The organism is Streptomyces humicola (assembly GCF_024436035.1).
Classification (GTDB): domain Bacteria; phylum Actinomycetota; class Actinomycetes; order Streptomycetales; family Streptomycetaceae; genus Streptantibioticus_B; species Streptantibioticus_B humicola.
Window position 1 is genome coordinate 1 of the sequence record NZ_JANFNG010000021.1, and the last position, 26214, is coordinate 26214.

28 protein-coding genes are annotated in these 26214 nt (G+C 70.4%); 11 read left to right on the forward strand and 17 right to left on the reverse strand.

What is annotated here, in order from left to right; translation table 11 throughout:
• Positions 1–319 precede the first annotated feature (319 nt).
• Both tyrS and NGB36_RS22905 read right to left on the reverse strand, forming a co-directional pair.
• Complete coding sequence (gene tyrS / locus NGB36_RS22900; protein WP_255922305.1) at positions 320–1585, reverse strand: tyrosine--tRNA ligase; 1266 nt, start codon at positions 1583–1585, stop codon at positions 320–322.
• Positions 1586–1694: 109 nt separating this feature from the next.
• Positions 1695–2339, reverse strand: coding sequence for a DNA-3-methyladenine glycosylase (locus tag NGB36_RS22905; RefSeq protein WP_255922306.1), 645 nt, complete (start codon positions 2337–2339; stop codon positions 1695–1697).
• A 115-nt stretch (positions 2340–2454) separates the two neighbouring features.
• Between NGB36_RS22905 and NGB36_RS22910 the strand changes: the two genes are divergently transcribed.
• Both NGB36_RS22910 and NGB36_RS22915 read left to right on the forward strand, forming a co-directional pair.
• Positions 2455–2997, forward strand: a complete 543-nt coding sequence (locus NGB36_RS22910) for a YbhB/YbcL family Raf kinase inhibitor-like protein (protein ID WP_255922307.1) — start codon at positions 2455–2457, stop codon at positions 2995–2997.
• 400 nt (positions 2998–3397) lie between these two features.
• Positions 3398–3910: an HNH endonuclease gene (locus NGB36_RS22915; protein ID WP_255922308.1), complete on the forward strand. Its 513-nt coding sequence runs from the start codon at positions 3398–3400 to the stop codon at positions 3908–3910.
• Between the two features lie 4 nt (positions 3911–3914).
• Here NGB36_RS22915 and NGB36_RS22920 read toward each other — a convergent pair whose 3' ends face one another.
• The 3 genes from NGB36_RS22920 to NGB36_RS22930 form a co-directional block, all read right to left on the reverse strand.
• A complete protein-coding gene (locus tag NGB36_RS22920) occupies positions 3915–4871 on the reverse strand; it encodes an SPFH domain-containing protein (RefSeq protein ID WP_255922309.1) in 957 nt (318 codons plus the stop codon).
• A 132-nt stretch (positions 4872–5003) separates the two neighbouring features.
• Positions 5004–5435: an NfeD family protein gene (locus NGB36_RS22925; RefSeq protein WP_255922310.1), complete on the reverse strand. Its 432-nt coding sequence runs from the start codon at positions 5433–5435 to the stop codon at positions 5004–5006.
• 88 nt (positions 5436–5523) lie between these two features.
• Positions 5524–6315 (reverse strand): ABC transporter ATP-binding protein, encoded by a 792-nt coding sequence (locus tag NGB36_RS22930; RefSeq protein WP_255922311.1) that lies wholly within the window; start codon positions 6313–6315, stop codon positions 5524–5526.
• 133 nt (positions 6316–6448) lie between these two features.
• On the opposite strand from NGB36_RS22930, the gene NGB36_RS22935 reads away from it, so the two are divergent.
• Positions 6449–7252, forward strand: coding sequence for an Rv1486c family protein (locus NGB36_RS22935; protein WP_255922312.1), 804 nt, complete (start codon positions 6449–6451; stop codon positions 7250–7252).
• Between the two features lie 125 nt (positions 7253–7377).
• Here the strand turns inward: NGB36_RS22935 and NGB36_RS22940 are convergent, their stop codons facing one another.
• The 3 genes from NGB36_RS22940 to NGB36_RS22950 all read right to left on the reverse strand — a co-directional run bounded on the left by NGB36_RS22940 (position 7378) and on the right by NGB36_RS22950 (position 9586).
• Positions 7378–7617, reverse strand: coding sequence for a chaplin (locus NGB36_RS22940; protein WP_308288911.1), 240 nt, complete (start codon positions 7615–7617; stop codon positions 7378–7380).
• Positions 7618–7764: 147 nt separating this feature from the next.
• The gene (locus NGB36_RS22945) at positions 7765–8430 is read right to left on the reverse strand and encodes a response regulator (RefSeq protein ID WP_255922314.1); all 666 of its coding nucleotides are present in this window, start codon (positions 8428–8430) and stop codon (positions 7765–7767) included.
• The gene (locus NGB36_RS22950; protein WP_255922315.1) at positions 8423–9586 is read right to left on the reverse strand and encodes a GAF domain-containing sensor histidine kinase; all 1164 of its coding nucleotides are present in this window, start codon (positions 9584–9586) and stop codon (positions 8423–8425) included. Before NGB36_RS22950 ends, NGB36_RS22945 begins: the two co-directional genes overlap by 8 nt.
• A 182-nt stretch (positions 9587–9768) precedes the next feature.
• On the opposite strand from NGB36_RS22950, the gene NGB36_RS22955 reads away from it, so the two are divergent.
• Entirely contained in the window at positions 9769–9966 is a 198-nt protein-coding gene (locus NGB36_RS22955) for an S-adenosylmethionine:tRNA ribosyltransferase-isomerase (RefSeq protein ID WP_372509507.1), read from the forward strand.
• Between the two features lie 52 nt (positions 9967–10018).
• On the opposite strand, the gene NGB36_RS22960 is transcribed toward NGB36_RS22955, so the two are convergent.
• Positions 10019–12574: an FHA domain-containing protein gene (locus tag NGB36_RS22960; RefSeq protein ID WP_255922317.1), complete on the reverse strand. Its 2556-nt coding sequence runs from the start codon at positions 12572–12574 to the stop codon at positions 10019–10021.
• 217 nt (positions 12575–12791) lie between these two features.
• On the opposite strand from NGB36_RS22960, the gene NGB36_RS22965 reads away from it, so the two are divergent.
• Both NGB36_RS22965 and serB read left to right on the forward strand, forming a co-directional pair.
• Positions 12792–14207 (forward strand): streptophobe family protein, encoded by a 1416-nt coding sequence (locus NGB36_RS22965; RefSeq protein WP_308288912.1) that lies wholly within the window; start codon positions 12792–12794, stop codon positions 14205–14207.
• Positions 14208–14272: 65 nt separating this feature from the next.
• Complete coding sequence (gene serB, locus NGB36_RS22970; RefSeq protein ID WP_255922318.1) at positions 14273–15523, forward strand: phosphoserine phosphatase SerB; 1251 nt, start codon at positions 14273–14275, stop codon at positions 15521–15523.
• 111 nt (positions 15524–15634) lie between these two features.
• Here the strand turns inward: serB and NGB36_RS22975 are convergent, their stop codons facing one another.
• The 4 genes from NGB36_RS22975 to NGB36_RS22990 all read right to left on the reverse strand — a co-directional run bounded on the left by NGB36_RS22975 (position 15635) and on the right by NGB36_RS22990 (position 18106).
• Positions 15635–16150: a SixA phosphatase family protein gene (locus NGB36_RS22975; RefSeq protein ID WP_255922319.1), complete on the reverse strand. Its 516-nt coding sequence runs from the start codon at positions 16148–16150 to the stop codon at positions 15635–15637.
• A gap of 73 nt (positions 16151–16223) precedes the next feature.
• Positions 16224–16442 (reverse strand): hypothetical protein, encoded by a 219-nt coding sequence (locus NGB36_RS22980; protein ID WP_255922320.1) that lies wholly within the window; start codon positions 16440–16442, stop codon positions 16224–16226.
• A 175-nt stretch (positions 16443–16617) separates the two neighbouring features.
• A complete protein-coding gene (locus NGB36_RS22985) occupies positions 16618–16740 on the reverse strand; it encodes an SGM_5486 family transporter-associated protein (protein ID WP_255922321.1) in 123 nt (40 codons plus the stop codon).
• A 58-nt stretch (positions 16741–16798) separates the two neighbouring features.
• Positions 16799–18106 carry a CynX/NimT family MFS transporter gene (locus NGB36_RS22990; RefSeq protein WP_255922322.1) on the reverse strand — a complete coding sequence of 436 codons (1308 nt, stop codon included), beginning with the start codon at positions 18104–18106 and terminating at the stop codon, positions 16799–16801.
• Between the two features lie 92 nt (positions 18107–18198).
• Between NGB36_RS22990 and NGB36_RS22995 the strand changes: the two genes are divergently transcribed.
• Entirely contained in the window at positions 18199–18873 is a 675-nt protein-coding gene (locus NGB36_RS22995; RefSeq protein ID WP_255922323.1) for a FadR/GntR family transcriptional regulator, read from the forward strand.
• Here the strand turns inward: NGB36_RS22995 and NGB36_RS23000 are convergent.
• The 3 genes from NGB36_RS23000 to fabG form a co-directional block, all read right to left on the reverse strand.
• Positions 18860–19165 carry a hypothetical protein gene (locus NGB36_RS23000; RefSeq protein ID WP_255922324.1) on the reverse strand — a complete coding sequence of 102 codons (306 nt, stop codon included), beginning with the start codon at positions 19163–19165 and terminating at the stop codon, positions 18860–18862. The genes NGB36_RS22995 and NGB36_RS23000 overlap by 14 nt on opposite strands.
• Positions 19166–19394: 229 nt before the next feature.
• A complete protein-coding gene (gene fabI, locus NGB36_RS23005; protein ID WP_255922325.1) occupies positions 19395–20162 on the reverse strand; it encodes an enoyl-ACP reductase FabI in 768 nt (255 codons plus the stop codon).
• Positions 20163–20166: 4 nt separating this feature from the next.
• Positions 20167–20871: a 3-oxoacyl-[acyl-carrier-protein] reductase gene (fabG, locus tag NGB36_RS23010; RefSeq protein ID WP_255922326.1), complete on the reverse strand. Its 705-nt coding sequence runs from the start codon at positions 20869–20871 to the stop codon at positions 20167–20169.
• Positions 20872–21178: 307 nt separating this feature from the next.
• Here fabG and NGB36_RS23015 point away from each other — a divergent pair, with 307 nt between their 5' ends.
• From NGB36_RS23015 to NGB36_RS23030, 4 genes are all read left to right on the forward strand, one after another.
• Positions 21179–22702 (forward strand): TldD/PmbA family protein, encoded by a 1524-nt coding sequence (locus NGB36_RS23015; protein WP_255922327.1) that lies wholly within the window; start codon positions 21179–21181, stop codon positions 22700–22702.
• A complete protein-coding gene (locus NGB36_RS23020) occupies positions 22699–24090 on the forward strand; it encodes a metallopeptidase TldD-related protein (RefSeq protein WP_255922328.1) in 1392 nt (463 codons plus the stop codon). The genes NGB36_RS23015 and NGB36_RS23020 overlap by 4 nt, the downstream gene beginning before the upstream one ends.
• A gap of 137 nt (positions 24091–24227) precedes the next feature.
• A complete protein-coding gene (locus NGB36_RS23025) occupies positions 24228–24623 on the forward strand; it encodes a DUF3099 domain-containing protein (RefSeq protein ID WP_255922329.1) in 396 nt (131 codons plus the stop codon).
• A 190-nt stretch (positions 24624–24813) separates the two neighbouring features.
• Positions 24814–25062: a hypothetical protein gene (locus tag NGB36_RS23030; RefSeq protein WP_255922330.1), complete on the forward strand. Its 249-nt coding sequence runs from the start codon at positions 24814–24816 to the stop codon at positions 25060–25062.
• 30 nt (positions 25063–25092) lie between these two features.
• Here the strand turns inward: NGB36_RS23030 and moaA are convergent, their stop codons facing one another.
• Complete coding sequence (gene moaA / locus NGB36_RS23035; protein WP_255922331.1) at positions 25093–26082, reverse strand: GTP 3',8-cyclase MoaA; 990 nt, start codon at positions 26080–26082, stop codon at positions 25093–25095.
• Positions 26083–26214 lie beyond the last annotated feature (132 nt).

Sequence of the window (26214 nt, forward strand, 5' to 3'; positions counted from 1 at the left end):
GGAACGGAAGCTTCCATCGAGACCGTCTCACCGGCCCCTCCGGGCTTTCCCTTCGTTTCTCCAGCTTATCAGACCTTTTCAGGACCGAATTCCACTGGCATCTCCACCGACCCCGATTTCCCGACAGGAAAACGCGACCCTGTCGGGAATCGAAGGTAATGGTTGTCCGCGATCGCAGGGGCCCCGGGCGACGTGATCGTCGCACCGTGCGGCGCCCTGTTCCAGCGGCTCGGACTACGTTAGGCGCTCGGCGGGCCGGAGTCAAACCACCGACCCGCCGAATCTGAAGTTCCGTGAACTTCCGTCGCCCGGACGGCCGTCAGGCCCGTTCGACCTCGATCGCGGCCAGGTTCTTCTTGCCCCGGCGCAGCACCAGCCACCTGCCGTGGAGCAGGTCGGACGAGCTCGGGACATCGTCCTCGCTTTCTACCTTCGCGTTGTTCACGTACGCGCCGCCCTCCTTGATGGTGCGGCGCGCCGCCGACTTGCTGGGCACGAGCCCGACCTCGGTGAAGAGGTCGACGACCGGGCCCAGCGTTGCCACCTTGGCGTAGGGCAGCTCGGAGAGCGCCGCACCGAGGGTGGACTCGTCGAGTCCGACCAGTTCGCCCTGGCCGAAGAGCGCCTTGGATGCTGCGATCACGGCGGCGCACTGGTCCGCGCCGTGCACGAGCGTGGTCAGTTCTTCGGCGAGTGCCCGCTGAGCGGCCCGTGCCTGCGGGCGCTCCGCGGTCTGCCGTTCCAGCTCCTCGATCTCCTCACGGCTCCTGAAGCTGAAGATCCGCAGGAACTGAGAGATGTCCCGGTCGTCTGCATTGATCCAGAACTGGTAGAAGGCGTAGGGCGTGGTCATCTCGGCGTCGAGCCAGACGGTGCCGCTCTCGGTCTTGCCGAACTTGGTGCCGTCCGCCTTGGTGATCAGCGGCGTGGCGAGTGCGTGTACCGACGCGCTCTCGACCCGGTGGATCAGGTCGATGCCGGCCGTCAGGTTGCCCCACTGGTCGCTGCCGCCGGTCTGCAATGTGCACCCGTACCGTCGGTAGAGCTCCAGGAAGTCCATGCCCTGGAGTACCTGGTAGCTGAACTCGGTGTAGCTGATGCCGGCGTCGGAGTTGAGGCGGCGGGCAACCGCGTCCTTGGTGATCATCTTGTTGACGCGGAAGTGCTTGCCGATGTCGCGGAGGAACTCGATCGCCGACATGCCCGACGTCCAGTCCAGGTTGTTGACCATGATGGCCGCGTTCGGTCCCTCGAAGGACAGGAACGGCTCGATCTGGCCCCGCAGTCGTTCGACCCATGCTGCGACGACACTCGGGTCGTTGAGCTTGCGTTCCGCCGTCGGCTTGGGGTCGCCGATCAGCCCTGTCGCACCGCCGACCAGGCCGAGGGGACGGTGGCCCGCCTGCTGGAGGCGGCGAAGGGTCAGGATCTGCACCAGGTTGCCCAGGTGAAGGCTGGGCGCGGTCGGGTCGAAGCCGCAATAGACCGTGACCGGGCCGTCCGCGAGAGCCTTGCGCAGTGCGTCCTCGTCGGTGGACAGGGCGATCAGCCCGCGCCACCGCAGCTCGTCGACGATGTCCGTCACGGTGTCTCGTTTCTCCTTCGTCCGTGTACGCGACCTTCGCGTACAGACAGCGTGTCCGAGAGTACGCGGTTCCGGCCAGCCGTTTGTTGCCGATGAGGCCGGGGAGGTACTAGCGGCGCTTCTTCGGAGCGTGGGCCCGGTAGGGGCTGACGGTGGGGTCGTGCTCGATCCAGAACCGCCAGGGGTGAGCGGCGCCCTCGCCGCCGACGCCGGTGCGGGGGCCGTTGCGGACGGTGGCCGGATCGGCAGGAGCGCCGGTGAGGATGCGGAAGGGGGAGGCCGCCGGGTCGGAGGGGAAGAGGTCGCTGCCGTCGAGGGAGCGGTCGACGTCGAGGGCGGTGGCGAGGCGAGCCGGTCCCTGAGCGAGGTCGGCGAGGCGGCGCGAGGTGGTCCGGCGCTTGCGGGCCAGGTCGGCTCCGGTGATGATCTCGCCGGCGCGCAGCAGGACGGCACTGGCGGTGTCCTCGGGGCCGCAGACCAGATTCATGCAGTGCCACATCCCGTAGGTGAAGTAGACGTAGACGTGGCCGGGCGGGCCGAACATCACGGCGTTCCGGTCGGTGCGTCCGCGGTAGGCGTGCGAGCCGGGGTCGGCGGGACCCGCGTAGGCCTCGACCTCGGTCAGGCGTAGCTCGATCGGGCCATGTTCGGTATGGCGGACCAAGATGCGGCCGAGGAGGTCCGGGGCGACGTCGAGGACCGGTCGGTCGAAGAACGACCGGTCGAGCGGTGCGCGTTGCGATGCGGCGATCATCGCTCTGAGCCTACTGGACGTGGCGGTGGCGTCACGGTGACCGAATACCGACCACGGGGGCCCGTGGTTCTAGGGTGACGGGGCAAGCGACAGGCGCGATGCAGGAGGTAGCCAGGTGACCGAGCAGAAGAGGCGGCCGCTCCCCCACGACTTCCACCCGCCGGTGGCGTCGTTCACCGTAGTCAGCGACGATGTGGCGCCGGATGCGGTGCTCGACGACAAGCAGGTGTACGCCAAGGGCAACACGTCGCCGCATCTGCGCTGGGAGGGCTTCCCGGCCGGTACGAAGAGCTTCGCCGTGAGCTGTTACGACCCGGACGCGCCGACCGGCAGCGGATTCTGGCACTGGATGGTGTTCGACATCCCGGCTTCGGTGACGGAGCTTCCGGCCGGTGCGGGCTCCGGTGACTTCGTCGGGCTTCCCAAGGGCGCGATTCACGTGCGGAACGACTACGGGACGCGGGATTTCGGCGGTGCGGCGCCGCCGCCCGGGGACCCGGCGCACCGGTACGTCTTCACGGTGTACGCGGTGGACACCGAGAAGCTCGGGCCGGATGCGGACGCGACACCGGCGGTGGTGGGCTTCAACCTTCGGTTCCACACGCTGGGCCGGGCGCAGCTGATCGGTCTGTACGAGGCGCCTGCGGCCGACGGCTGAGCGAGCGGTCCTGCTGACCGGGACGTCCGGAAATTCCGTTGCGCCCCGCGGCCTGCGGCCGCACAGTGGTGTCTGTCCGGTGGCTGGACCACCGTCACCGGGCAGTCGGCACCGCAGTGGCGGAGGCGGCGGGGCGTTCGCGTCTGCCGCTTGCCGGAGCCCGGTCGTCAACCGGGTGGCCGCGCCGGCTGCCGTACGCTCCGGGTGGCCCTTTGTCTTGACGGGGGAAGGGCGCCCGGAGCGATCGGCTCCCTCCATTCCGATGACACCCTCGCAGCCTTTCCGATGAGGCGTCATATCGTCGTGGAGCTGCGGATATTGCGTTGTCCGCCGGGTGGCCGAGCGGCCACAGTGGTGCCACCTCGCCGTGGGGCGGGGAGGGACCCGGGAGGTGGACGGGATGCGCGAGACGTTGGTGCTCAACGCGAGCTTCGAGCCGCTTTCGACGGTGTCGCTTCGACGCGCCGTGGTGCTGGTGATGCAGGACAAGGCCGTGGTCGAGCAGGCGCATCCTGGGCTGCGGCTGCGTGCGGCGGCGGTCGACATACCGGTGCCGCAGGTGATCAGGCTCTGCCGGTATGTGAGGGTGCCGTTCCGACAACGGGCGCCGTGGTCGCGGCGGGGTGTACTGGTGCGTGACCGTCACCGGTGCGCGTACTGCGGACGCCGGGCGACCACGGTGGATCACGTCGTACCGCGCTCGCACGGTGGTCGGGACACATGGCTGAACACGGTGGCGGCATGCGCTGCGGACAACCACCGCAAGGCGGACCGTACACCGGAGCAGGCGGGGATGCGGCTGCTGTCGCAACCGTTCGAGCCGACTCCCGCGGATGCGCTGCTGCTGGCGCTGGGGTTGGGGCCTTCGGACGGCGTGAAGCTGCCCGAGTGGCTCGCGGTTCGTGCTGCGTAAACCTCTAGTCCTTGTCGAGGCGGGGGGTCTCACGTCGAGGCCCCTCGCCTGCGCTGCCGTTGTCGCCGGTGGCCGGCGGTCCTTGCGGTGCCCGGAAGTTGCCGATGGCGCCGCCGAGGCCCTTGAGCGCCTCGCCCAGCTCGCTCGGCACGATCCAGAGCTTGTTGGAGTCGCCTTCGGCGATCTTCGGGAGCATCTGGAGGTACTGGTAGGCGAGGAGCTTTTGGTCCGGGTCGCCGGCGTGGATGGATTCGAAGACCGTGCGGATCGCTTGTGCTTCGCCCTCTGCGCGCAGTGCGGCGGCCTTGGCCTCACCTTCGGCCCTGAGCACGGCCGATGCCTTCTCGCCTTCTGCGGTGAGGATCTGGGACTGCCGGATTCCCTCGGCGGTGAGGATGGCTGCGCGCTTGTCCCGGTCGGCGCGCATCTGCTTCTCCATCGAGTCCTGGATGGAGGTCGGGGGCTCGATCGCCTTGAGCTCGACGCGGTTGACGCGAATGCCCCACTTGCCGGTGGCCTCGTCGAGGACTCCGCGCAGCGCCGCGTTGATCTCCTCGCGGGAGGTCAGAGTGCGTTCCAGGTCCATGCCACCGATGATGTTGCGCAGCGTGGTGACGGTGAGCTGCTCAATGGCCTGGATGTAGCTTGCGACTTCGTATGTTGCCGCCCGTGCGTCGGTGACCTGGTAATAGATGACGGTGTCGATGTTGACCACCAGGTTGTCCTGGGTGATCACCGGCTGCGGCGGGAAGGGAACGACCTGTTCTCGCAGGTCGATGCGGTTGCGGATGCGGTCGATGAACGGCACCACGATGTTGAGGCCCGCGCTGAGGGTGCGGGTGTAGCGGCCGAAGCGCTCCACGATGGCGGCGCTGGCCTGTGGGATGACCTGGACGGTCTTGAGAAGTGCGATGAAGACGAGCACCACCAGGATGACCAGGACGATGATGATGGGTGTCACGACCACTCCCCAGTGCCACACGCCGCTGTACGGATGTCCGATGATCAAGTCTGGCAGACGCTGGGCCCGGTACGAAGAGGGTTCGGCGAATTCCCGTCACGTCGCCACGGGCCGGTCACATCGCAGGGTCGGTCACATGACGACGGCTGTCGCCCCCTCGATGTCGACGACGTCGACGCGCTGGCCGACCTCGAAGATCTGATCGGCGTCGAGGGAGCGCGCCGACCAGATCTCGCCACCGAGTTTGATCCGTCCGTCGTGGCCGTCCACCCGTTCGAGCACGGTCGCCTGGCGTCCTTTGAGCGCCTCGACTCCGGTGGGCAGCGCCGGTCTGGTGGATCGGTGGCGTACGGCGATCGGGCGGACCACTGCGACGAGCGCGACGGAAACCGCGGCGAAGACGACGACTTGGAGAACGACACCGCCGCCGAGCGCCGCGACGACGGCCGCCACGAGGGCTCCGACCGCGAACATCCCGAATTCGGGCAGCGCCGTGATTACCAGCGGGATGCCCAGAGCGGCGGCGGCGACCAGCCACCAGACCCATGTGTCCACAACTCCCATGGTAGAGCGCGCACACCCGGGCGGGAACGGCTTTCGAGGGCGCCCGGAGCCGCGTTGACGGCGCCTCGGCGCCCCCTCCCGCGCCCTGCTACGACAGCGGCAGTCCTTGGGCCGTCCAGCGGTCGCCGCGCTGTTCGACGACGAGCGGAAGGCCGAAGCAGTGGGAGAGGTTGCGCGAGGTGAGTTCGGTCTCCAGGGGGCCGGCGGCCACCACCTTGCCCTGACTGATCATCAGGACGTGGGTGAAGCCGGGGGCGATCTCCTCGACGTGGTGGGTCACCATGATCATGGAGGGCGCGATCGGGTCACGGGCGAGGCGGCCCAGCCGGCGCACCAGGTCCTCGCGGCCTCCGAGGTCCAGTCCTGCGGCCGGCTCGTCGAGGAGCAGCAGCTCGGGGTCGATCATGATGGCCCGGGCGATGAGGGTGCGCTTGCGCTCGCCCTCGGAGAGGGTACCGAAGCGGCGCTGGGCGAGTTCTGCCATGCCGAGCCGGTCGAGGATGAACAGGGCACGCTCTTCGTCGCTGGTGTCGTAGCTCTCGCGCCAGTGGGCGGTCATGCCGTATGCGGCGGTGAGCACGGTTTCCAGCACCGTCTGGCGGCGCGGCAGCTTGTCCGCCATCGCCACGCCGGCCATGCCGATACGCGGGCGCAGGTCGAAGACGTCGACGCTGCCGAGCTTCTCGCCGAGGACCTGGACCGTTCCGGAGGTGGGGAAGAGGTAGCTGGAGGCGATGTTGAGCAGGGTGGTCTTCCCGGCGCCGTTGGGACCGAGGATCACCCATCGCTCACCCTCTGCGACCGACCAGGAGACCTGGTCCACCAGAGCGCGTCCGTCGCGGACCACGGATACGTCCACCAGCTCCAGTACATCGCTCATGAGCGCGTTGTCTCCCAAGTGCAGTGATCGCAGTTTTTGCCATCGCGTTCCGCGGTCTCGGTCGGCCGCGGGTAACAGCCCCGAGGGAAAACCTACGCCACGCGTCGGGCGGCCCAGTCCATAGGCTGGGTGGATGCTTCAGGAACCTCGCTCAGGACGCATGGCAGCATGGGGAAATGCCCTTCTTGGGGGTTTTGCATCCCCGGATGAGGCGGTGGAGGAGATCGTCGGCGGCGATTCGGTGCACCGCATCGAGGGCCTGCCCGGCGAGCAGGCCCCGGTCGGGCTCTCGCTGGGGCTCGGCCGGCTGCGGGCGCTGGGGGTGACCGGCTTCCGGGTGGCACTGCCCGCGCCCGGGCATCCGCTGGGGCTGAGCGGGCCGTCGGAGTTCAATGCGCGGGCGCTCGCCGCGCAGGAGGCGGTGATCTCGGTCGGCAGGGCGGCGCTCGGCCTGGTGCCGCAGGTGACCGAGACCGGGTCACGACAGGACCGCCACGTCGAGGTGGTGTGGCAGTGCCTCGGGGTACGGGACGCGCCCCCGGCCGATGTGCCCTCGCTGGGCGAGGCGGAGCGTGAGCTGGCCGAGGCGCTGCGGGACGCGACGGCGGCGCTGGCCAAGCTGGACGTGTCGGGCGCGGGCCCTGCCGCGCAGGCGGCGCTGGACGCCTACCGGGCCCGGGCGGAGCGCGGCCGCGAAGTGCTCGCCCCGGGGTATCCGGCGCGGGCGGCGCGCGTGCTCGAACTGGCCCAGCGGGTGGCGGCGTTGACGTCGATCGCGCAGGGCCGCGACGACAGCGCCGAGCACGGTACGGCGGTGAGCGCGTCGCAGATCGCGGCCCGGGCGGAGCTGTTGCGGCCGGTGGAGCGGACGGCGCGGCGCGCCCAGGTGGCCGCGTACAACGCATATGTCGAGGAGGCCGAGCGGCGGCGCGGATGACCGTGCGGGGACGGGACCGGCCCCGGGGCGATGCCTCCGGGGCCGGTGGTCGCGTCAGGACCGTGTCCGCGCGCGGTATGCGCGGTATGCGCGGTATGCGCGGTGTGCGTGCGCCAGCGGTCGGATCAGCGGTTGAAGGCGCTGTTGCCGAACGCGGGGTTCAGCAGGCCGATGACGTTGACGGTGTTTCCGGAGACGTTGACCGGCACGTGGACCGGGGCCTGCACGTTGTTGCCGGAGATGACACCGGGCGAGTTCACGGCGGCGCCGTGCGCACCGGCGTCGGCGGTCGCGACACCGGCAGCGGCGACGGCGAGCCCACCGGCGAGCATGGAGACGGCCGCGGCCTTCTTCAGGTTCATCACTTCTAACTTCCTCCTAGCGTGGTGCGGCAGCCGTTCGCTGCGTGCACGCCATGGAGAACGGGCAACGGCGGCGCCGGTTGCGCCAAGTGGGGGACATATACACGACGGTATGAATCTCGGCCCGGAAGACGACATTCCGCGTCCAGTTCAACCGCCCATGCCGTGCCGTACCGCCCATAGAGCGGCCTGCGTGCGATCCGCCAGGTCGAGTTTCATCAGGATGTTCGACACATGCGTCTTGACGGTCTTTTCCGACAGTACGAGTGCACGGGCGATCTCCCGGTTGGAGCGGCCGTCGGCGATCAAGCCGAGCACCTCGCGCTCCCGGTCCGTCAGCGAACCGCCGCGCCCCTGGCCCGCACCCGGTTCCTCGCGCGAGAGCAGCGCATCGGCCACCTCGGGCTGGAGCAGCACATGCCCGGCATGCACGGAACGGATGGCACCGGCCAGCGCGTCCGGGTCGACATCCTTGTACAAATAGCCGGCGGCGCCCGCCCTCAGCGCGGGCACCACGGTGCGCTGCTCGGTGAAGCTGGTGACGACCAGCACCTTCGCGGCGACGCCGAGTTCTCGCAGCTTGCGCAGACAGGCGATACCGTCCATGCCCGGCATCCTGATGTCGAGCAGGATCACATCGGGGCGCAACTCCTCGGCCCGGCACACGCCCTCGTCGCCGTCGGACGCCTCGCCGACCACCTCGATGTCGTCCTGCACCTCCAGGAAGGTCCGCAGGCCACGGCGGACCACCTGGTGGTCGTCGACGAGCAGGACCCTGATCGCACCGCCCGCCGTCGGTCCGCCCTGATCAGCCACCGGGCACCTCCATCTCGATCACGGTGCCCTTGCCGGGCGCCGAGTCCACGGTCAGCCGTCCGCCCGCTCCCGCAGCGCGGTCCCGCATCGACACCAGTCCGAGGTGCCGGCCCGCACGGCGTACCGCGGAGGGGTCGAACCCCTGGCCGTCGTCGCACACGCGCAGCACCGCGCCCTTTCCGCGGCCCTCGAGGCGCACGTCGACACCCGAGGCCCCCGAATGCCGCAGGGCGTTGTGCAGGGCTTCCTGGGCCACGCGCAGCATCGCCTCCTCCTGGGCGGCCGGAAGCGCGCGCATCCCGCGTGCCCGGAAGCCGATGCGCGCGGAGTGCGCCCGGGCCAGCACCCGGGTCTGGGTGCGCAAGGTGGCGACCAGTCCGTCCTCGTCCAGCTCCGCGGGGCGCAACTCCACCACGACGTCCCGCAGTTCGTCGGCGGCCTCGGCCGCGAGCCGGGCCACCTCCTTCAACTCGCCCTTGGCGCGGGCCGGGTCGCGGTCGACCAGCGCTGCCGCTGCCTGGGCCGTCAGCCGCAGTGAGAAGAGTTTCTGGGCGACGGCGTCATGGAGTTCGTGGGCGATGCGGGCGCGCTCGCCCGCGATGGTCAGCTCGCGGCTGCGTTCGTACAGCCGGGCGTTGGTCAGTGCGAGAGCGGCGTGCGCGGCGAGCGTGCGCAGCAGCGCCTCGTCCTCCTCGGTGAAGCCGCAGCCGCCGTCCTGTGGCTTCGGGCACTTCTTGTTCGCGAGGAAGATGGCGCCCAGGGTCTCGTCGCCGTCGACGACCGGCATGCCCAGGAAGTCGGACATCTCGGGATGCGCCTTGGGCCAGCCCCCGAAGCGCGGGTCCTTGCGGACGTCGGCGAGGCGCTGCGGGGCGGGGTCGTGGAGCATCGCGGCGAGGATGCCGTGCTGGCGGGGCAGCGGGCCGATCGCCTTCCACTCCTTGTCGCTGACGCCGTCGACCACGAACTGGGCGAAGCCACCGTGGTCGTCGGGTACGCCGAGGGCCGCATACTCGGCGTCGAGCAGTTCGCGCGCGGAGGTGACGATCGTGTGCAGCACGTCGCGCATCTCGCGGTGCCTGCTCATCGCGAGCACAGCCGCACTCACTGCTTCGATGCCGTGGCGGGGCGACCCGTCAGGAGACCGACTGGACATGTGTTCACGGTACCGGCGGGGTCGGACAACGAGGATCGGCCGCTCGGCGTGCCCGGCCTCGGCCTGGCGGCGTAGGCCGAAGCTCCCCGTGCGGCTGCGGCGCGCGGCCGAGGCCGGGCGGTTCCGGGGACGTCTCCCACCACGGGTTCCGTGATCTGCCAGGACTGCTGCGCGCCGGAGATGTGCTGGCGGCCTCCGCCGAGGCGGACGAGCCGCCGTACCCGGAGCGGTTCTCGGTGCCTGAGTCCACCGCCTGGCTGGTCAACGCGGCGCGCGCGGGCGGCGGAAGGGTGATCGCGGTGGGGACGACGGCGGTGCGCGCGCTGGAATCGGCGGCGGACGAGCACGGCACGATCCGGGCTTCGCAGGGCCGGAGCTGAGGTGCCGGCGGCGGCGCCCCTGTTCCCGGGCGCGCCGCCGTGTGCGCGTGGGTCACTTCTCGCGCATCACCTCGGGCTCGTGCCGTCGCAGCAGGCGGGCGACGGCGAAGCCGCAGATCACGCTCATCACGACGAGCGCGAAGACGTCCAGGAACCAGGTTCCGGCGTTGTGGTCCCACAGCGCGTCGGTGTTGGTGGGGTCCCAGGGCATCAGGGTGTTGAGTTGCGCGGTGGTGCCCAGGGCGGCCATGGCCCACCGGGACGGCATCAGCCAGGCCACCTGCTCGATACCGGGCTTGGCGTAGAGCTGGAAGAGCACACCGGTGAAGACGACCTGGACGATGGCGAACATCACCAGCAGCGGCATGGTCTTCTCGGCGGTCTTCACCAGCGAGGAGATGACGAGCCCGACCATCATCGAGGTGAAGCCGATCGCGATGACGGCCAACGTCATCTCGATCGCTGGGGCGTTGTGGAAGAGCACGCCCTCGGCCGGCAGGGTGCGCGGTGCGAAGCCGATCCCGCAGATGATCACGCCCTGCAGCGCGGTGATGAGGCCGAGCACGATCACCTTGGACATCAGGTAGGCGGAGCGCGACAGGCCTACGGCGCGTTCCCGCTCGTAGATGACGCGTTCCTTGATGAGTTCCCGCACCGAGTTGGCGGCGCCCGAGAAGCACGCGCCGACGGTGAGGATCATCAGGATGGTGCCGGCGTCCTTGTTGTAGAAGTGGGCCTGCGGCGGTCCGAAGCCGAGGCCGCTCTTGGCAGGGATGACGGTGCTCACCACGCCCAGCACCGCGGGCAGGACGAGCATCAGCCCCATGAAGCCCCGGTCGGAGGCGATCACCGACAGATAGCGGGCGATCAGCGTCCACAGTTGCGAGCTCCAGCTCTGCGGCTTCTGCTGACGGGCCTGCGCCGGCTGCGGGTGCGGCTTCGGGGCCATGTGCGGCTGCTGCGGTGGGTGCGGTTGGTACGGCTGCTGCTGGGGTGCCGCGTCGAAGTCGGCCGCGTACATCTGGTAGTGCTGCGAACCGCGCCAGCGGCCGGACCAGTCGTAGTCGCGGTAGTTCTCGAAGGCCTGGAAGACGTCGGCCCAGCTGTCGTAGCCGAAAAAGGTGAGCGCCTCCTCCGGCGGGCCGAAGTACGCCACCGAACCGCCGGGGGCCATCACCAGCAGCCGGTCGCAAAGGGCGAGTTCGGCGACCGAGTGGGTGACCACCAGCACCGTGCGGCCGTCGTCGGCGAGGCCGCGCAGCAGTTGCATCACGTCGCGGTCCATCCCCGGGTCGAGGCCGGACGTCGGCTCGTCGAGGAAGATCAGCGACGGCTTAGTGAGCAGTTCCAGGGCGACCGAGACGCGCTTGCGCTGGCCTCCGGAAAGGGAGGTGATGCGCTTGTCGGCGTGGATGTCGAGCTTGAGTTCTCGCAGCACCTCGTCGATGCGGGCGTTGCGCTCGGCGGCGTGGGTGTCGCCGGGGAAGCGGAGCTTGGCGGCGTACCGCAGTGCGGTGCGCACCGACAGCTCCTTGTGGAGGATGTCGTCCTGCGGCACCAGGCCGATGCGCTGGCGCAGCTCGGCGAACTGCTTGTAGAGGTTGCGGTGGTCGTAGAGAACCTCGCCGTGGTCGGCGGGGCGGTAGCCGGTGAGCGCGCGCAGCAGGGTGGACTTTCCGGAGCCGGACGGTCCGATCACGCCGACGAGCGACTTCTCCGGGACGCCGAAGGAGACGTCCTCGAGGATGGTCTTGGTGGTCCTGCCCTGCGGCACCTGGACGGTGAGCCGCCGGGCGGAGAAGGAGACCGCGCCGGTGTCAACGAACTCCTCGAGCCGGTCGCCGACGAGCCGGAACGTCGAATGGCCCACGCCGACGATGTCGCTCGGGCCGATGAGGTGGCCTTCGACGGGCTGGCCGTTGACGTACGTGCCGTTGTGGCTGCCGAGGTCGACGATCTCCATGCGGCCGTCGGGGTGCGCGTGGAACTCCGCGTGGTGGCGGGAGACCTGCAGATCGGAGACGACGAGGTCGTTGTCCAGGGCACGTCCGATGCGCATGACGCGGCCCGCGGCCAGCTGGTGGAAGGTGGTCGGGCTGCGGTCACCGCGGGCCGGGGGCTGCTCCTGCGGCCTGGCGGGCGGCGTCTGGGCGGATATCGGTGGCGGGGCCGGCCGGGGGCTCTGCTGGTACGGGGCCCAGCCGGCGGGTGCGGCTGCGGGGGCGGGTACGGGAGCGGTTTCAGGTGCTGCCGTTGCCGTCTGCCCGCTGTACGCCTCTGCGGGGGCCGGCTGCGGCGCGGCCGAGGCGGCGGAGAAGGCAAGCCGCGGGCCGTCGGTGGCATTGCCGAGATGCACGCTGGTTCCGGGGACCAGTTCGCATTGCTGGATGCGTACGCCGCCGGCGTATGTGCCGTTGGTGCTACCGAGGTCCTCCATGACCCACTGACGTCCGTTCCAACGGATCGTCGCGTGCCGCCAGGAAACCCTGGCGTCGTCGAGGGCCAGGTCCCCCTGCGGATCCCTCCCCACATTGTATGACCTGGACGCGTCAAGAATCCGGGTATGTCCGTTCAAATCCAGTACGAGTTCCGGCACTCCATGCCCCACAAAGTTGTCCCCCGACTGACCCCCGCTCCGGGGAGTCCAGGGATGGCGAACATCGGGAGGAACTATTTCAGGGACTCAGGTGCAACGGGAAACCGCCCTCCGCCGCCGACCGCACCCCGTTCGCTTTGACGCCGGCGAAACACCCGCGGAGAGTGAAAACACCCCTGGATCAGCACAGATAACAGTAATCCGGGTAACTCCTCGGGCAGGAGGCGTCATGTCCCACACCACGCTCGCTCCCGCGCCCGGTCTCGCCGGACCGCGGCGCCCGGTCCCGTGGGTCAGCGCGCTGGCCACAGCGGTCGCCTCGGTCGGGTGGGCCTTCGTGGGCATGACAGCGGTCGCGGCGCTCGGGCTCCATCTGCTGGGCGCGGACACCCAGGGGTCACTCGCGCCGATGACGGCGGCCGTCGTCACGATGGCGGTGGGCGGCAAGGTCAGCCCCTCCGGCGATCTTTCGGTCTTCGGCGTGAGCGGGGCCGGGGCGACGGCGGCCGTCGACATCATCCCGCTTGGGGTGGGCCTTGCGGGCGCACTGCTGCTCGCCTGGATCTTCCTGCGGTCGCTGCGGCAGGCGGGCCTCCGGATCGGCTGGGGTGAGCTGGCGGCCCGTGCGGTCATGCTGGTGGTGCTCTTCGCCGCCGCGCTGTGGGGGCTCGCATGGGCGGGGCATGACACGATCTCGATAAACGGAGCCACGCTCGGCAGTGGAGGAGGCGGGAGCGGCGGGATCCTCGGCTCCGTCCCCGGCCTCGGCGACCTGGGGAACCTCGATCCCGGCCTGCTCGGCGGCCTGAACGACCTGGTCAAGACGCGGACCTCGGTCGGCTTCCACGTCGAGACCGGACCCACGCTCGCCTCCGGGGTGCTGTGGGCGGTCGCCGTCCTGGCCATCGCCCTGCTCGCCTCGCGCCACACGCCGCTGCCGCACGGCTGGGAGGCCCTGCACCGCCAGGTGCGGCCGGCCGTCTCCGCACTGTGCGCGGCACTGCTGCTCACCGTGGCCGCGGGCCTCCTCGTCTCGGTGTACGCGGCGGTCACCGACGACCACCCGGGGCGGATCATCGGCACCGCCCTGGTGGGCGGCGTCAACGGGGTGTGGCTCGGCGCGGCACTCGGGCTCTTCGTCCCGTGGCACGGACGGGCGACCGGTCCGCTCGCCCAGCTGGTGCCGCATCCGCTCGACCGGCTCATCGGCGCCGGCTCCGAGCGGCCGGTGACCGTCTCCCGCCTGGCGCAGCTCGACGGCAGGGTGTGGCTGCTGGTGGTGGCGGCCGCGCTGATGATACTCACGGCCGGGGTGCTGGCCGCGGCCCGTACTCCCGTCGCAGGTGCGTCCCCGTGGCGGTACACGGCACTGTGCGCGCTGCGGCTGGGGCTCGCGACCGCGGTCGGCCTCGGTGCCGCGGTGTGGCTGACCGGCTTCTCGGTCAATGCGGATCTTTCGGTCTTCGGCTTCGATGCCGTGGGCGCAGGGGTCGATCTGCACGCCTCACTGGCAGCCGCCGTGGGGCTGGGCGCGGCATGGGGAGCGGCGGCCGGGGCGGTCGGTGCGCTGCTGGCCCGCGCCACGGGCGCAGCGGGCAGCCGGGCCTCGCCGTTGGCCTCGGCGACCAGGGGTGTTGCCGGCTGAGCGCGGTCCCGCCATACGGGACACTCCTCCAGTGTTCGAGTAACGCCAGATACGGTGGTTGCACCATGGACGACGCATCGCAGCCTTACACTGCCCCCGCCGTTCCCGAGACGGCCCCGCCGCCCGGTCCGACCCTGCTCGTCAAGATCTTCGGCAAGGACAAGCCGGGGATCACCGCCGGACTGTTCGACACCCTGGCCGCGTACGGCGTGGACGTGGTGGACATCGAGCAAGTGGTGACGCGTGGCCGCATGGTGTTGTGCGCGCTGGTCACCGTGCCCCCGGGCGGCTCGTCCGCGGAGGGTGAGCTGCGCGCCACGGTGCACAGCTGGGCCGAATCGATCAAGATGCAGGCCGAGATCATCTCCGGGGTCGGCGACAACCGGCCGCGCCGCACCGGCCGTTCGCACGTGACCGTCCTCGGCCATCCGCTCACCGCCGAGTCGACGGCCGCCATAGCGGCACGGATTACCGCCCTTGGCGGCAACATCGACCGTATTTTCCGCCTCGCGAAGTACCCCGTCACGGCGGTCGAGTTGACGATCTCGGGCGCTCCGACCGATCAGCTGCGGACCGCGCTGGCCATGGAGGCCGCGCACCGCGGGATCGACGTGGCCGTGGTCTCGGCCGGGCTGCATCGCAGGGCGCAGCGGCTCGTCGTGATGGATGTGGACTCCACCCTCATCCAGGACGAGGTGATCGAGCTGTTCGCGGCCCATGCGGGTTGCGAGGCCGAGGTCGCCGCGGTGACGGCGGCGGCAATGCGCGGTGAGCTGGACTTCGAGCAGTCCCTGCACGCCCGGGTCGCGCTGCTCGCAGGCCTCGACGAGTCGGTGGTCGACAAGGTACGCGCCGAGGTCCGGCTGACGCCGGGCGCCCGCACGCTGATCCGCACCCTCAAGCGGCTCGGCTACCAGGTGGGCGTCGTCTCGGGCGGATTCACGCAGGTCACCGACGAGCTCAAGGAACGGCTCGGCCTCGACTTCGCCTCCGCCAACACCCTGGAGATCGTGAACGGAAAGCTCACCGGCCGGGTGATCGGTGAGGTCGTCGACCGGGCGGGCAAGGCACGGTTGCTGCGCCGTTTCGCCGGGGAGGCCGGCGTCCCGCTGTCGCAGACCGTCGCCATCGGGGACGGGGCCAACGACCTGGACATGCTCAACACGGCCGGTCTCGGCGTCGCCTTCAACGCCAAGCCACTGGTACGCGAGGCGGCACACACCGCCGTCAATGTGCCGTTTCTCGACACGGTGCTGTATCTGCTCGGGATCACGCGCGAGGAGGTCGAGGCGGCCGATCTGCACGTCGAGTCCTGAGCCGGGAGCCCTCAGCCGGGAATGGTGAGCCGGGAATCTTGAGCCGCAACGACGATCGCCTCCCGGCTCTCCGGGAGGCGATCGTCGTGGGGTCTCCGACGTCCGGTTACCTCAGTCGTGCGGCGCCCAGTAGGCCACGAGGCGGCCGACACCGTGCTCGACGGACTTCCATGAGCCGGAGAAGGCGACGACGGCGGCGGCCGACGTCGGGAAGCCACGGTGCAGACGGCTGAGCACATCGCCCTCCGCCTCGCCGGCAAGGGCGTCGGCGAGGCCCTGCATCCCCGGGTTGTGGCCGACGAGCAGCAGATCGGCGACATCGTCGGGGGTCTCGTTGAGCAGCGCGATCAGGTCACCGAGCGTCGCCTCGTAGAGCCGCTCCTCGTAGACGGTCTTGGGGCGCTGCGGCAGCTCGTGGGCGACGAGCTTCCAGGTCTCGCGGGTGCGTACGGACGGTGAGCAGAGGGTGAGATCGGGAAGGATGCCCGTTCCGGCGAGCCAGCGTCCGGCAGCCGGCGCGTCCTTGCGGCCACGCTCGGCGAGCGGCCGCTCGGTGTCGGGTACGGAGGACCAGTCGGCTTTGGCGTGTCTGAGGAGGACGATCCTTCGGGGCGTTGCGTCGCTCATGCCCTTCAGCTTTCCAGAAAACCCCGCGCCAGGCGCGGGGTGCGAAGGTTCTCACCCGCAGGTGTCCATACGATCACATGATGCGCAGGAGCAGCTCGTGAAGACGGCCGGTGAACTGCGCGAGCGACTCGGCCGCCGGGGCGGAACCGCCATGTCCCGAACCGGTGACGAGGGTGAGCAGCGCGGCGAAGGCGAGCGCGGGCAACGCAACCGCCCACCACGGCAGCCGGGTCGTGGGCCGCGGCGCGGGTGCGTTGCTGTGAGCACTGGTGAGGGCGGGGCGCGGCGACATCGGGAAGTGCCTTTCGGAGTCTGGTCTGAGCTGTCCGACACCGACGACGCTACGGATTCCGAGCGATGCAACCCATCAGGCAGCCCACCCAGTTGACCCTGACACTGGCCCCCTAGGGGAGGTGGGGACAACCCCACCTCGGTCTCACCCTGCCTGGAGCGGACACTCCGCCCGGTCAGCCCATCTTGGCCGCGAAGCTGGCGACGACGGCGACGAGCGCCGGGACGCCGAGGATCAGCACCATGAGCAGCAGGAGCTTCTTGTGGGGTTGGGGCGGATTCGGTTCGAGCACTGGCATGCGCCCCAGTCTCGCACTGCTTCCTGAGCGCTCGTGACCGGGGCCGGGCCCAGGCGTGTCAGAGTTCGTCCTCGATGTGGCGGTCGCGGCCCGCATACAGGCCCGCCACGATCTGCGGCACCATGAGCCCGGCCATCAGCGCGATGGGCAAGCTCCAGCCCCCGGTGAGCTGGTAGAGCGTGCCGACGAGGATGGGACCGGGGATGGAGATCAGATAGCCGGTGCTCTGCACGAAGGCCGACAGGCGCACCACGCCCGTGCCGCTGCGCGACCGCATGCCGATCATCGTCAGGGCGAGCGGGAAGGCGCTGTTGGCCACACCGAGCAGCAGCGCCCAGGCGAGCGGCGCAGCAGCGGGCGCCAGCCACAGCCCCGCGTACCCGACGAATCCGAAGGCTGCGAGGACGACGGCGAGCGGGCCCTGGCGGCGCATCCGCCCTGCCACGGCCGGCAGGACGAACGAGAGCGGGACGCCCACGGCCATGGTCGCCGCGAGCAGCACACCGGCGGTGTCCGCCGAGACTCCGGCGTCGCGGAAGATCTGCGGCAGCCACCCCATGGTGATGTACGCGCCGGTGGCCTGGAGCCCGAAGAAGACGGCAAGCGCCCACGCGGTACGGCTGCGGGTGATCCGCCCGGAGCCCGCAGCGCCGGGCTCGGGCCCGGCGGCCGAGGGGTCCGGTGCCGGTGCCGCGCCGGGGCGATTGCGGACCAGGCCGAGCCACGGCAGCGCGGCGGCGGCGGCGAGCAGTGCCCACGCGCCGAGGCCGAGGCGCCAACTGCCGCCCAGAGCATGGGTCATGGGGACGGTGACGGCGGCTGCGATGGCGGTGCCGAGGGCTAGCGCCATCGAGTACACGCCCGTCATCGCGCCCACCCGGTCCGGGAAGTAGCGCTTGACGATCACCGGCATGAGCACGTTGGTGACCGCTATCCCAGCGAGGGCGAGCACACTGGCCACGACGAACGTCGCCGCGGCACCCGCGAACGGCCGCAGCAGCAGCCCCGCGGTGATCACCGCCATCCCGGCGCAGACGACGGCGCCCGGGCCGAAGCGCCGGGCGAGGCGGGGAGCGGCGACCCCGAAGACGGCAAAGCAGAACGCGGGCACGGAGGTGAGCAGTCCCGCGACGGTGCCGCTCATGTGGAGGCCCTGGCGCACCTCTTCGAGCAGCGGGCCGAGGCTGGTGACCGCGGGACGGAGGTTCAGCGCGGCGGCCACCATCCCGACGGTCACCAGCCGCCGCGTCCACGTGCCGGCTCTCGCGGCCCTCGTGGGACCGGCGGAGCCGGCCGACCCCGTCGCGGCCCGGGTACCGGCCGACGGGAGATCGTCGCAGGTCACGGCAGTGTCGTCGTCGCGCATGGACCTATCATAGAATGATGGGATGATTGCCTGACAAGTCCTTTGCCGATCCGCACGCACCCAGCAGGCTGCAGCCTCAACCGAGGAGAACCATGCCGCTGACCTCACCCCGGCGTTCCGCTCTCGCCGACCAGGTCATCTCCGAGCTACGGGCACAGATCACCTCCGGCGAGTGGCCGGTGGGCACCCGCATCCCGACCGAGCCGGAGCTCGTCGAGCAGCTCGGCGTCGCACGCAACACGGTGCGTGAGGCCGTCCGCGCTCTCGCACACAACGGCCTGCTGGACATCAGGCAGGGCTCGGGCACGTATGTCATCGCCACCAGTGAGCTCGCCGGCGTGATGCACCGGCGCTTCGCCGGGACCGATCCGCAGCATGTCGCCGAGGCGCGCAGCGTTCTGGAAGCCGCGGCGGCACGGCTCGCCGCCGGGCGCCGCACCGCGCGCGACCTGGCCCACCTGGACCGCGTGCTCGCCCGGCGCGAACGCGCCTGGGAATCGGGGAGCGCGCAGGCCTTCGTGGATGCGGACGCGGCCCTGCACCTGGCGGTGGTGGCGGCCGCGCACAACGACGTCCTCGCCGAGATGTACGCGGATCTCGGCCAGGTGCTGCGCGACTTCCTGCGCGCGGACGTCGGCGAGGTGCTCAGCCCCGAGGGCTATGTCGACCACTCGCGGCTCGTCGAGGCGATCCGGGACAGGGACGGTGAACGCGCCGCCGCGGAGGCGGGGGCGCATGCGCTGGGCTGCCGGTTCAGCGGCGGGTGAGGGTGACCCAGACCGCGCGGATCTCCTTCCAGCACCGGCCGCTCAGCACGATGGTCTGGGCCGGGCCGACGGTCGCCGCAGCGGTGTCCACGGAGGGGTCCCACCAGCGGGCGCACCGGATGTGCAACCTCAGCCACACCTGCTCGGGGTCGGGGTTGTGGCAGGCGGCAGCGGCCGTGCTGCCCTGCGTCGCGGTGTAGCACTGCGGGCCGGCGGCGGCCGGCCCGCCGGGCGCCGGGGCGGCCGCTGTCACGGCGACGACGACCGCCGTCACTGCGGCTGCGGCTGTCACTGTGGCTGTGGTCCTGCGGCAACGCGCGTGCATGGCGGGACCTCCACTGGGGGCCTGATGCAGCCTGGTGCACTAGTGGTGTCGCCGGTTCGGGTGCATTCATCCTGCGCGGCTTCGCTGGGCAGGCCTACTCCTGCTCACCCGTTCGGGGGATATCGGTCACCGCGGCGGAGCCCCGGTCGCGCCGTGCGGCGTGACCGGGGCTCCGGCGCATGGGTTCGGCGCGCGCTCAGGCACCGATGGCGTGCAGGCCGCCGTCGACGTGGATGATCTCGCCGGTGGTCTTGGGGAACCAGTCCGAGAGCAGGGCCACCACACCGCGGCCCGCGGGCTCCGGGTCGGTCAGGTCCCACGCCAGCGGGGCACGGGTCTCCCAGACCTGGGCGAGCTCCTCGAAGCCGGGGATGGACTTGGCCGCCATCGACTTGATCGGGCCGGCCGAGACCAGGTTCACCCGCACGTTCTGCGGGCCGAGGTCACGTGCGAGATAGCGGGAGGTGGACTCCAGCGCGGCCTTGGCGACGCCCATCCAGTCGTACTGCGGCCATGCGATCTGCGCGTCGAAGTCCATGCCGACCACCGAACCGCCGTTCTCCATGAGCGGCAGGCACGCCATGGTGAGCGACTTCAGCGAGTACGCGGAGACCTGGACGGCGGTGGCGACCGACTCCCACGGGGTGTTGAGGAAGTTGCCGCCGAGGGCGTCCTGCGGGGCGAAGCCGATGGAGTGGACGACGCCGTCGAGGCCGTCGACGTGCTCGCGCACCCGGGCGGCGAGGGAGTCGAGCTGCTCCTGGTTCTGCACGTCGAGCTCGATGACGGGGGCCGGCTTGGGCAGCCGGTTGGCGATGCGCTCGACCAGGCTGAGCCGGCCGAAGCCGGTGAGCACGACCTCGGCGCCCTGCTCCTGGGCGAGCTTGGCGGTGTGGAAGGCGATCGAGGACTCGAGCAGTACGCCCGTGACCAGGATGCGCTTACCGGTGAGAAGTCCGCTCATGATCTCAGTGACCCATGCCCAATCCGCCGTCGACGGGAACGACGGCTCCAGTGATGTATGCGGCGTCGTCGGAGGTGAGGAAGCGCACCGAGGCGGCGACCTCCTCCGGCTTCGCGTAGCGGCCGAGGGGGACTTGGCCCATGATCGACTCGCGCTGCTCGTCGGTGAGCACGCGGGTCATGTCGGTGTCGACGAATCCAGGGGCGACGACGTTGACGGTGATGTTGCGGGAGCCCAGTTCACGGGCGAGGGAGCGCGCGAACCCGACCAGGCCGGCCTTGGAGGCGGCGTAGTTGGCCTGCCCCGCCGAGCCGAGCAGCCCGACCACGGAGGAGATCAGCACGATGCGGCCCTTGCGCGCGCGGAGCATCCCGCGGGCGGCGCGCTTGACCACCCGGAAAGTGCCGGTGAGGTTGGTGTCGATGACGGAGGTGAAGTCGTCCTCCGACATCCGCAGCAGCAACTGGTCGCGGGTGACACCGGCGTTGGCCACCAGCACCTCGACCGCGCCCTGCTTCTCCTCGATCTCCTTGTAGGCCTGCTCGACCTGCTCGGGGTCGGTGATGTCGCACTTGACCGCCAGGAAGCCCTCGGGCGGCTCCCCGGAACGGTACGTGATCGCGACCTTGTCGCCTGCGTCGGCAAAGGCACGGGCGATGGCGAGGCCGATGCCCCGGTTGCCTCCGGTGACGAGAACCGAGCGGCTCAAGGGATCTCCCTTTCCGTTGTCATTCGTTCGCTGCGAACGATACGAAAACTATCGGTCCGCGGCCGGTCACCGAGAATCCAGCACGCACAGGGGCTCGCCGGAGACGCTGTGGGATCTCTACAGAAAACCGGCGGGCGGGGCCCCTGTGACCGACGCACGCGAGCAGGCGGAGGAGGCCCCCGCGGAGCAGGGGAGGGCGGAGAGATGAACGGACGGCCTCGCTGTCGGAGGGGCATGATTCACTGCGATGACAGATCGCAGGACGGACCGGAAGACAGATCGGGACGGGCGAGAAGGGGAGACAGCCGTGCCCAAAGAGATCGATCAGTCGTTCCTCGCGTTGCCGTTGCAGGCCCTGGCCGACGCGGCACTGGCCAGGGCGCGGGCGCTCGGAGCCGAGCACGCCGACTTCCGCTTCGAGCGGGTGCGCAGCGCCTCGTGGCGGCTGCGGGACGCCAAACCGGCGGGGTCCTCGGACTCCACGGACACCGGCTATGCGGTGCGGGTGGTCCACGGTGGGGCCTGGGGGTTCGCCTCCGGGGTGGACCTGACGATGGACGCGGCCGCGCGGGTGGCGGGCCAGGCGGTGGCGATGGCGAAGCTGTCGGCCCGTGTCGCCGCCGCCGCGGGTGCCGAGGACCGGGTCGAGCTGGCGGACGAGCCGGTGCACGCGGAGCAGGTGTGGGTCTCCTCCTACGCGGTCGATCCGTTCGGGGTGCCGGACCGGGAGAAGACCGAACTGCTCGCGCAGTGGAGCTCCCGGCTGCTGGCGGCCGAGGGGGTGGCTCACACGGACGCCTCGCTGCTCACCGTCCAGGAGAACAAGTTCTACGCGGACACGGCGGGCACGAGCACCACGCAGCAGCGGGTGCGGCTGCACCCGGAGCTGACGGCGTTCGCGGTGGACCAGGAGTCGGGAGAGTTCGACTCGATGCGCACGCTGGCGCCGCCCGTCGGGCGCGGCTGGGAGTATCTGACGGGCACAGGCTGGGACTGGGACGGCGAGCTGGACCGGATCCCGGAGCTGCTCGCCGAGAAGATGCGGGCGCCGAGCGTCGATCCGGGCTCCTACGATCTGGTGATCGATCCGTCCAATCTGTGGCTGACCATCCATGAGTCGATCGGGCACGCCACGGAGCTCGACCGGGCGCTGGGGTACGAGGCCGCGTACGCGGGCACGTCCTTCGCCACCTTCGACCAGTTGGGGAAGCTCAGGTACGGCTCCGAGGTCATGAATGTGACGGGCGACCGCACCGCCGAGCACGGCCTTGCCACCGTCGGCTTCGACGACGAGGGCGTGGCCGGGCAGTCCTGGGACCTGGTCAAGGACGGCACGCTCGTCGGCTACCAGTTGGACCGGCGGATCGCGCGACTGTGCGGCTTCGAGCGTTCCAACGGGTGTGCGTACGCGGACTCCCCGTCCCATGTGCCGGTGCAGCGGATGGCGAACGTGTCCTTGCAGCCCGCACCGGACGGTCCGCCGACCGAGGAACTGATCGGCGGGGTGGACCGGGGCATCTACGTGGTCGGCGACCGGTCGTGGTCCATTGACATGCAGCGCTACAACTTCCAGTTCACTGGGCAGCGTTTCTTCCGCATCGAGAACGGGCGGCTGGCCGGGCAGGTGCGCGACATCGCCTATCAGGCGACCACCACGGACTTCTGGGGCTCGATGGAGGCGGTCGGCGGCCCGCAGACCTATGTGCTGGGCGGCGCCTTCAACTGCGGCAAGGCGCAGCCGGGACAGGTCGCGTCCGTCAGTCACGGCTGTCCCTCCGCGCTGTTCCGTGGCGTCACGATCCTCAACACCACGCAGGAGGCGGGCCGATGACACGTACGACCGCAGCCCACGAAATCGTCGAGCGGGCGCTGGAGTTGTCGCAGGCGGACGGCTGTGTCGCCATCGCCGACGAGGAGTCGACCGCCAATCTGCGGTGGGCGCGCAATGCGTTGACGACCAATGGCGTGACGCGAGGCCGCACGCTGACGGTGATCGCGACCGTGGACGGCGCACAGGGCACGGCGTCCGGTGTGGTCTCGCGCTCCGCCGTGACCGCGGATGATCTCGAACCGCTGGTGCGGGCGGCGGAGGCGGCGGCGCGCGAGGCGGAGCCCGCCGAGGACGCCCAGCCGCTGGTGACGGACGTGCCGGCGTCCGCCGATTTCGCCGAGGCGCCCGACGAGACCTCCTCCGAGGTGTTCGCGGACTTCGCGCCCGCGCTCGGCGAGTGCTTCGCAGCGGCACGTGGCGGCGGCCGCGAGCTGTACGGCTTCGCCTCCCACTCGCTCACCTCCAGCTATCTGGGCACCTCGGCGGGGGTCCGGCTGCGGGCCGACCAGCCGTCGGGCACGCTCGAACTCAACGCCAAGTCGCCCGACGGCGCACGCTCGGCGTGGGCGGGCGCGTCGACCCGCGACTTCAAGGACGTGGACCCCGCGGCGATGGACGCCGGGCTGGCCCAGCGGCTGGAGTGGGCGCGCCGACGCGTGGAGCTGCCCGCGGGCCGCTACGAGACGCTGCTGCCGCCGACCGCTGTGGCGGATCTGCTGATCTACCAGATGTGGTCGTCGGGGGCGCGGGACGCGGCGGAGGGCCGCACCGTCTTCAGCCGTGCCGGTGGCGGCACGCGGGTCGGCGAGAGACTGTCGGAGCTGCCGCTGACGCTGTACAGCGATCCGCACGAACCGGGCCTGGAGACGGCCCCGTTCGTGCTCGCGCACGCCTCGGGCGACGACATGTCCGTGTTCGACAACGGGCTGCCGCTCGGCCGGACGGAGTGGGTGCGCGAGGGGGTGCTGCGCAAGCTGATCACCACCCGTCACACGGCGGGGCTGACCGGGCTGCCGGTGGCGCCCCCCGTGGACAATCTCATCCTCGACGGCGGAGGCACGAAGTCGCTGGAGGAGATGGTCGCGCAGACCGGGCGCGGGCTGCTGCTGACGTGCCTGTGGTACATCCGCGAGGTGGATCCGGCGACGCTGCTGCTCACCGGGCTCACCCGGGACGGGGTGTACCTGGTGGAGAACGGCGAGGTGACGGGCGTGGTGAACAACTTCCGCTTCAACGAGTCACCGGTGTCGCTGCTGGGCCGGGCCACGGAGGCCGGCCGTACCGAGCGGACGCTGCCGCGCGAGTGGGGCGACTGGTTCACCCGGGCCGCCTTCCCGACGGTGCGTGTCCCGGACTTCAACATGAGCTCGGTGAGCCAGGGGGTGTGACAGGCCGGTACGTCATCGGGCGTAGCGCAGACGGCACGCCGGGGACAGCACCCGGTCTCCAATGCTGCGCACCTGCGGCGTAGCGTGGAAAGTGCCGGGCCAGGGTTGGTACCGGCAGGTGGATCGGGTGGTGGGACGTGACGCGGAAGCACGGCGGTACGGAGGTCTTCCGGATCACCGGAGCCCGTTCGGGGCTGAGCGAGGATGTTCGCGGTCGGCAGCGCAGGTATGTCATCTCGATGTCGGTCCGCACGGTCTGCTTCCTGCTCGCCATCGCGCTGTGGCATGTCCAGATCGTTCTCGCCGTCATCGCGCTGGTCCTCGGCGGGGTGTTGCCGTATATCGCTGTGGTGATCGCCAATGCGGGGCGGGAGAACGCCACGGATCTGCCGTCCACGTTCGTTCCTCCGCCGGCGCGCCCGGTGCTGAACCGGGGGCCCGATGCACCGGAGGCACCTGGCGAAGAACGGCAGAGCTCAGCGCAGCCAGGTCCGGAACGCACCAAGGAGGCGAAGCGCGACGGAGTGGGCTGAGCTGAGCAGTTTGTGAAAGCTCAAGAAATGCTCAGATCAATACCGCCGTTCCGCTGCACCGGCGGGGCGTGTGCGTGACATACTGCGTAGGCGCTCCGCATCCCCCGTCGGAGCGACGGACCGACGTCGGGCGGCTCCCCCCGTGGCTGCCCGGCGTCGTTCTTTTTTTCCCGAGTGAAGGTTTCGATCCATGCAGCACGCCGAGTCCGCGAAGAACACCGCGGACGGGAAGCCGATCTGCTCGGCCAAGGGCTGTCAGGCGGCCGCGGAGTGGGTCCTGGCGTGGAACAACCCGAAGATCCACGCCCCTGAGCGGCGCAAGACGTGGCTGGCCTGCGACGAGCACCGCGAGTACCTGTCGAAGTTCCTCGGGGTGCGCGGCTTCCTCAAGGACGTGGTGACGCTGCAGGACTGGGAGTCCCGCGACACCGGCGAGTGACCGGGACGTGATGGAGGCGCGGCCGCCCGGTCAGCCGCCGATGGCGGACATCGGGCGCTGCGGTTGCAGGAACGAGGGGTCGTCGAGGCCGGAGCCCGCCTTCTTGCCCCACATCGCGGCGCGCCACAGTGCGGCGATCTCGGCGTCCGCCGCGCCGGCGCGCAGCGCCGTGCGCAGGTCGGACTCCTCGCGGGCGAACAGGCAGTTGCGCACCTGCCCGTCGGCGGTGAGCCGGGTGCGGTCGCATGCGCGGCAGAAAGGCCGGGTGACGGAGGCGATCACTCCCACCGTGGCCGGGCCGCCATCGACGAGCCAGCGCTCGGCGGGCGCCGAGCCGCGCGCGGAGGACTCCTCGGGGGTGAGGGTGAAGCGGGTGGAGAGCTTGGTGAGGATCTCCTCGGCGGTCACCATGTTCTTCCGCTGCCAGCCGTGCTGGGCATCGAGCGGCATCTGCTCGATGAAGCGCAGCTGGTAGGCGTGTTCCAGGGCCCAGGCGAGCAGTTCGGGGGCCTCGTCGTCGTTGATGCCGCGCATCAGCACGGAATTGATCTTGACCGGGGTGAGGCCGGCATCACGGGCTGCGTGCAGACCCTCGATGACATCCGTGTGCCGCTTGCGGCGGGAGAGGGTCTGGAAGACGTCGGGGCGCAGGGTGTCGAGGGAGACATTGACCCGGTCGAGCCCGGCGTCGCGCAGCGACGCCGCGATGCGGGCCAGGCCTATGCCGTTGGTGGTCAGCGAGAGCCTGGGGCGGGGTTCCAGAGCTGCGCAGCGCCCGACGATGGAAACGAGGCCGGGACGCAGCAACGGCTCGCCGCCGGTGAATCGCACCTCGGTGACGCCCAGGGTGGTGACCGCGATCCGGACGAGCCGCACGATTTCGTCGTCCGTGAGCAGATCGGGCTTCGCGAGCCACTGCAGACCCTCCTCGGGCATGCAGTACGTGCACCGCAAATTGCACCGGTCGGTCAGCGAGACCCGCAGATCGGTGGCGATCCGCCCGTAGGTGTCGATCAGCACGGGTTGCGCGCCTCCCCTCGGGGGCGCGGGACGCGCCCTTTGCATCTTGCTCCAGCGTAGATCGCGGGTCCGACATTCCCACCGGAGCCGGTGCGCGGGCAACGCCCGCATCCGTATCCGCACTCTGCCGCA

Coding starts and splice junctions, on each gene's coding strand:
- NGB36_RS22935 (WP_255922312.1), top strand. CDS start 6,449: ATGCTTCAGGAACCTCGCTCAGGACGCATGGCAGCATGGGGAAATGCC.
- NGB36_RS22995 (WP_255922323.1), top strand. CDS start 18,199: ATGCCGCTGACCTCACCCCGGCGTTCCGCTCTCGCCGACCAGGTCATC.
- NGB36_RS22990 (WP_255922322.1), bottom strand. CDS start 18,106: ATGCGCGACGACGACACTGCCGTGACCTGCGACGATCTCCCGTCGGCC.
- NGB36_RS22975 (WP_255922319.1), bottom strand. CDS start 16,150: ATGAGCGACGCAACGCCCCGAAGGATCGTCCTCCTCAGACACGCCAAA.
- NGB36_RS22925 (WP_255922310.1), bottom strand. CDS start 5,435: ATGGGAGTTGTGGACACATGGGTCTGGTGGCTGGTCGCCGCCGCCGCT.
- NGB36_RS22915 (WP_255922308.1), top strand. CDS start 3,398: ATGCGCGAGACGTTGGTGCTCAACGCGAGCTTCGAGCCGCTTTCGACG.
- NGB36_RS23020 (WP_255922328.1), top strand. CDS start 22,699: ATGACACGTACGACCGCAGCCCACGAAATCGTCGAGCGGGCGCTGGAG.
- serB (WP_255922318.1), top strand. CDS start 14,273: ATGGACGACGCATCGCAGCCTTACACTGCCCCCGCCGTTCCCGAGACG.
- NGB36_RS22905 (WP_255922306.1), bottom strand. CDS start 2,339: ATGATCGCCGCATCGCAACGCGCACCGCTCGACCGGTCGTTCTTCGAC.
- NGB36_RS22985 (WP_255922321.1), bottom strand. CDS start 16,740: ATGCCAGTGCTCGAACCGAATCCGCCCCAACCCCACAAGAAGCTCCTG.
- NGB36_RS23030 (WP_255922330.1), top strand. CDS start 24,814: ATGCAGCACGCCGAGTCCGCGAAGAACACCGCGGACGGGAAGCCGATC.
- fabI (WP_255922325.1), bottom strand. CDS start 20,162: ATGAGCGGACTTCTCACCGGTAAGCGCATCCTGGTCACGGGCGTACTG.
- NGB36_RS22965 (WP_308288912.1), top strand. CDS start 12,792: ATGTCCCACACCACGCTCGCTCCCGCGCCCGGTCTCGCCGGACCGCGG.
- NGB36_RS22980 (WP_255922320.1), bottom strand. CDS start 16,442: ATGTCGCCGCGCCCCGCCCTCACCAGTGCTCACAGCAACGCACCCGCG.
- NGB36_RS22950 (WP_255922315.1), bottom strand. CDS start 9,586: ATGTCCAGTCGGTCTCCTGACGGGTCGCCCCGCCACGGCATCGAAGCA.
- NGB36_RS22930 (WP_255922311.1), bottom strand. CDS start 6,315: ATGAGCGATGTACTGGAGCTGGTGGACGTATCCGTGGTCCGCGACGGA.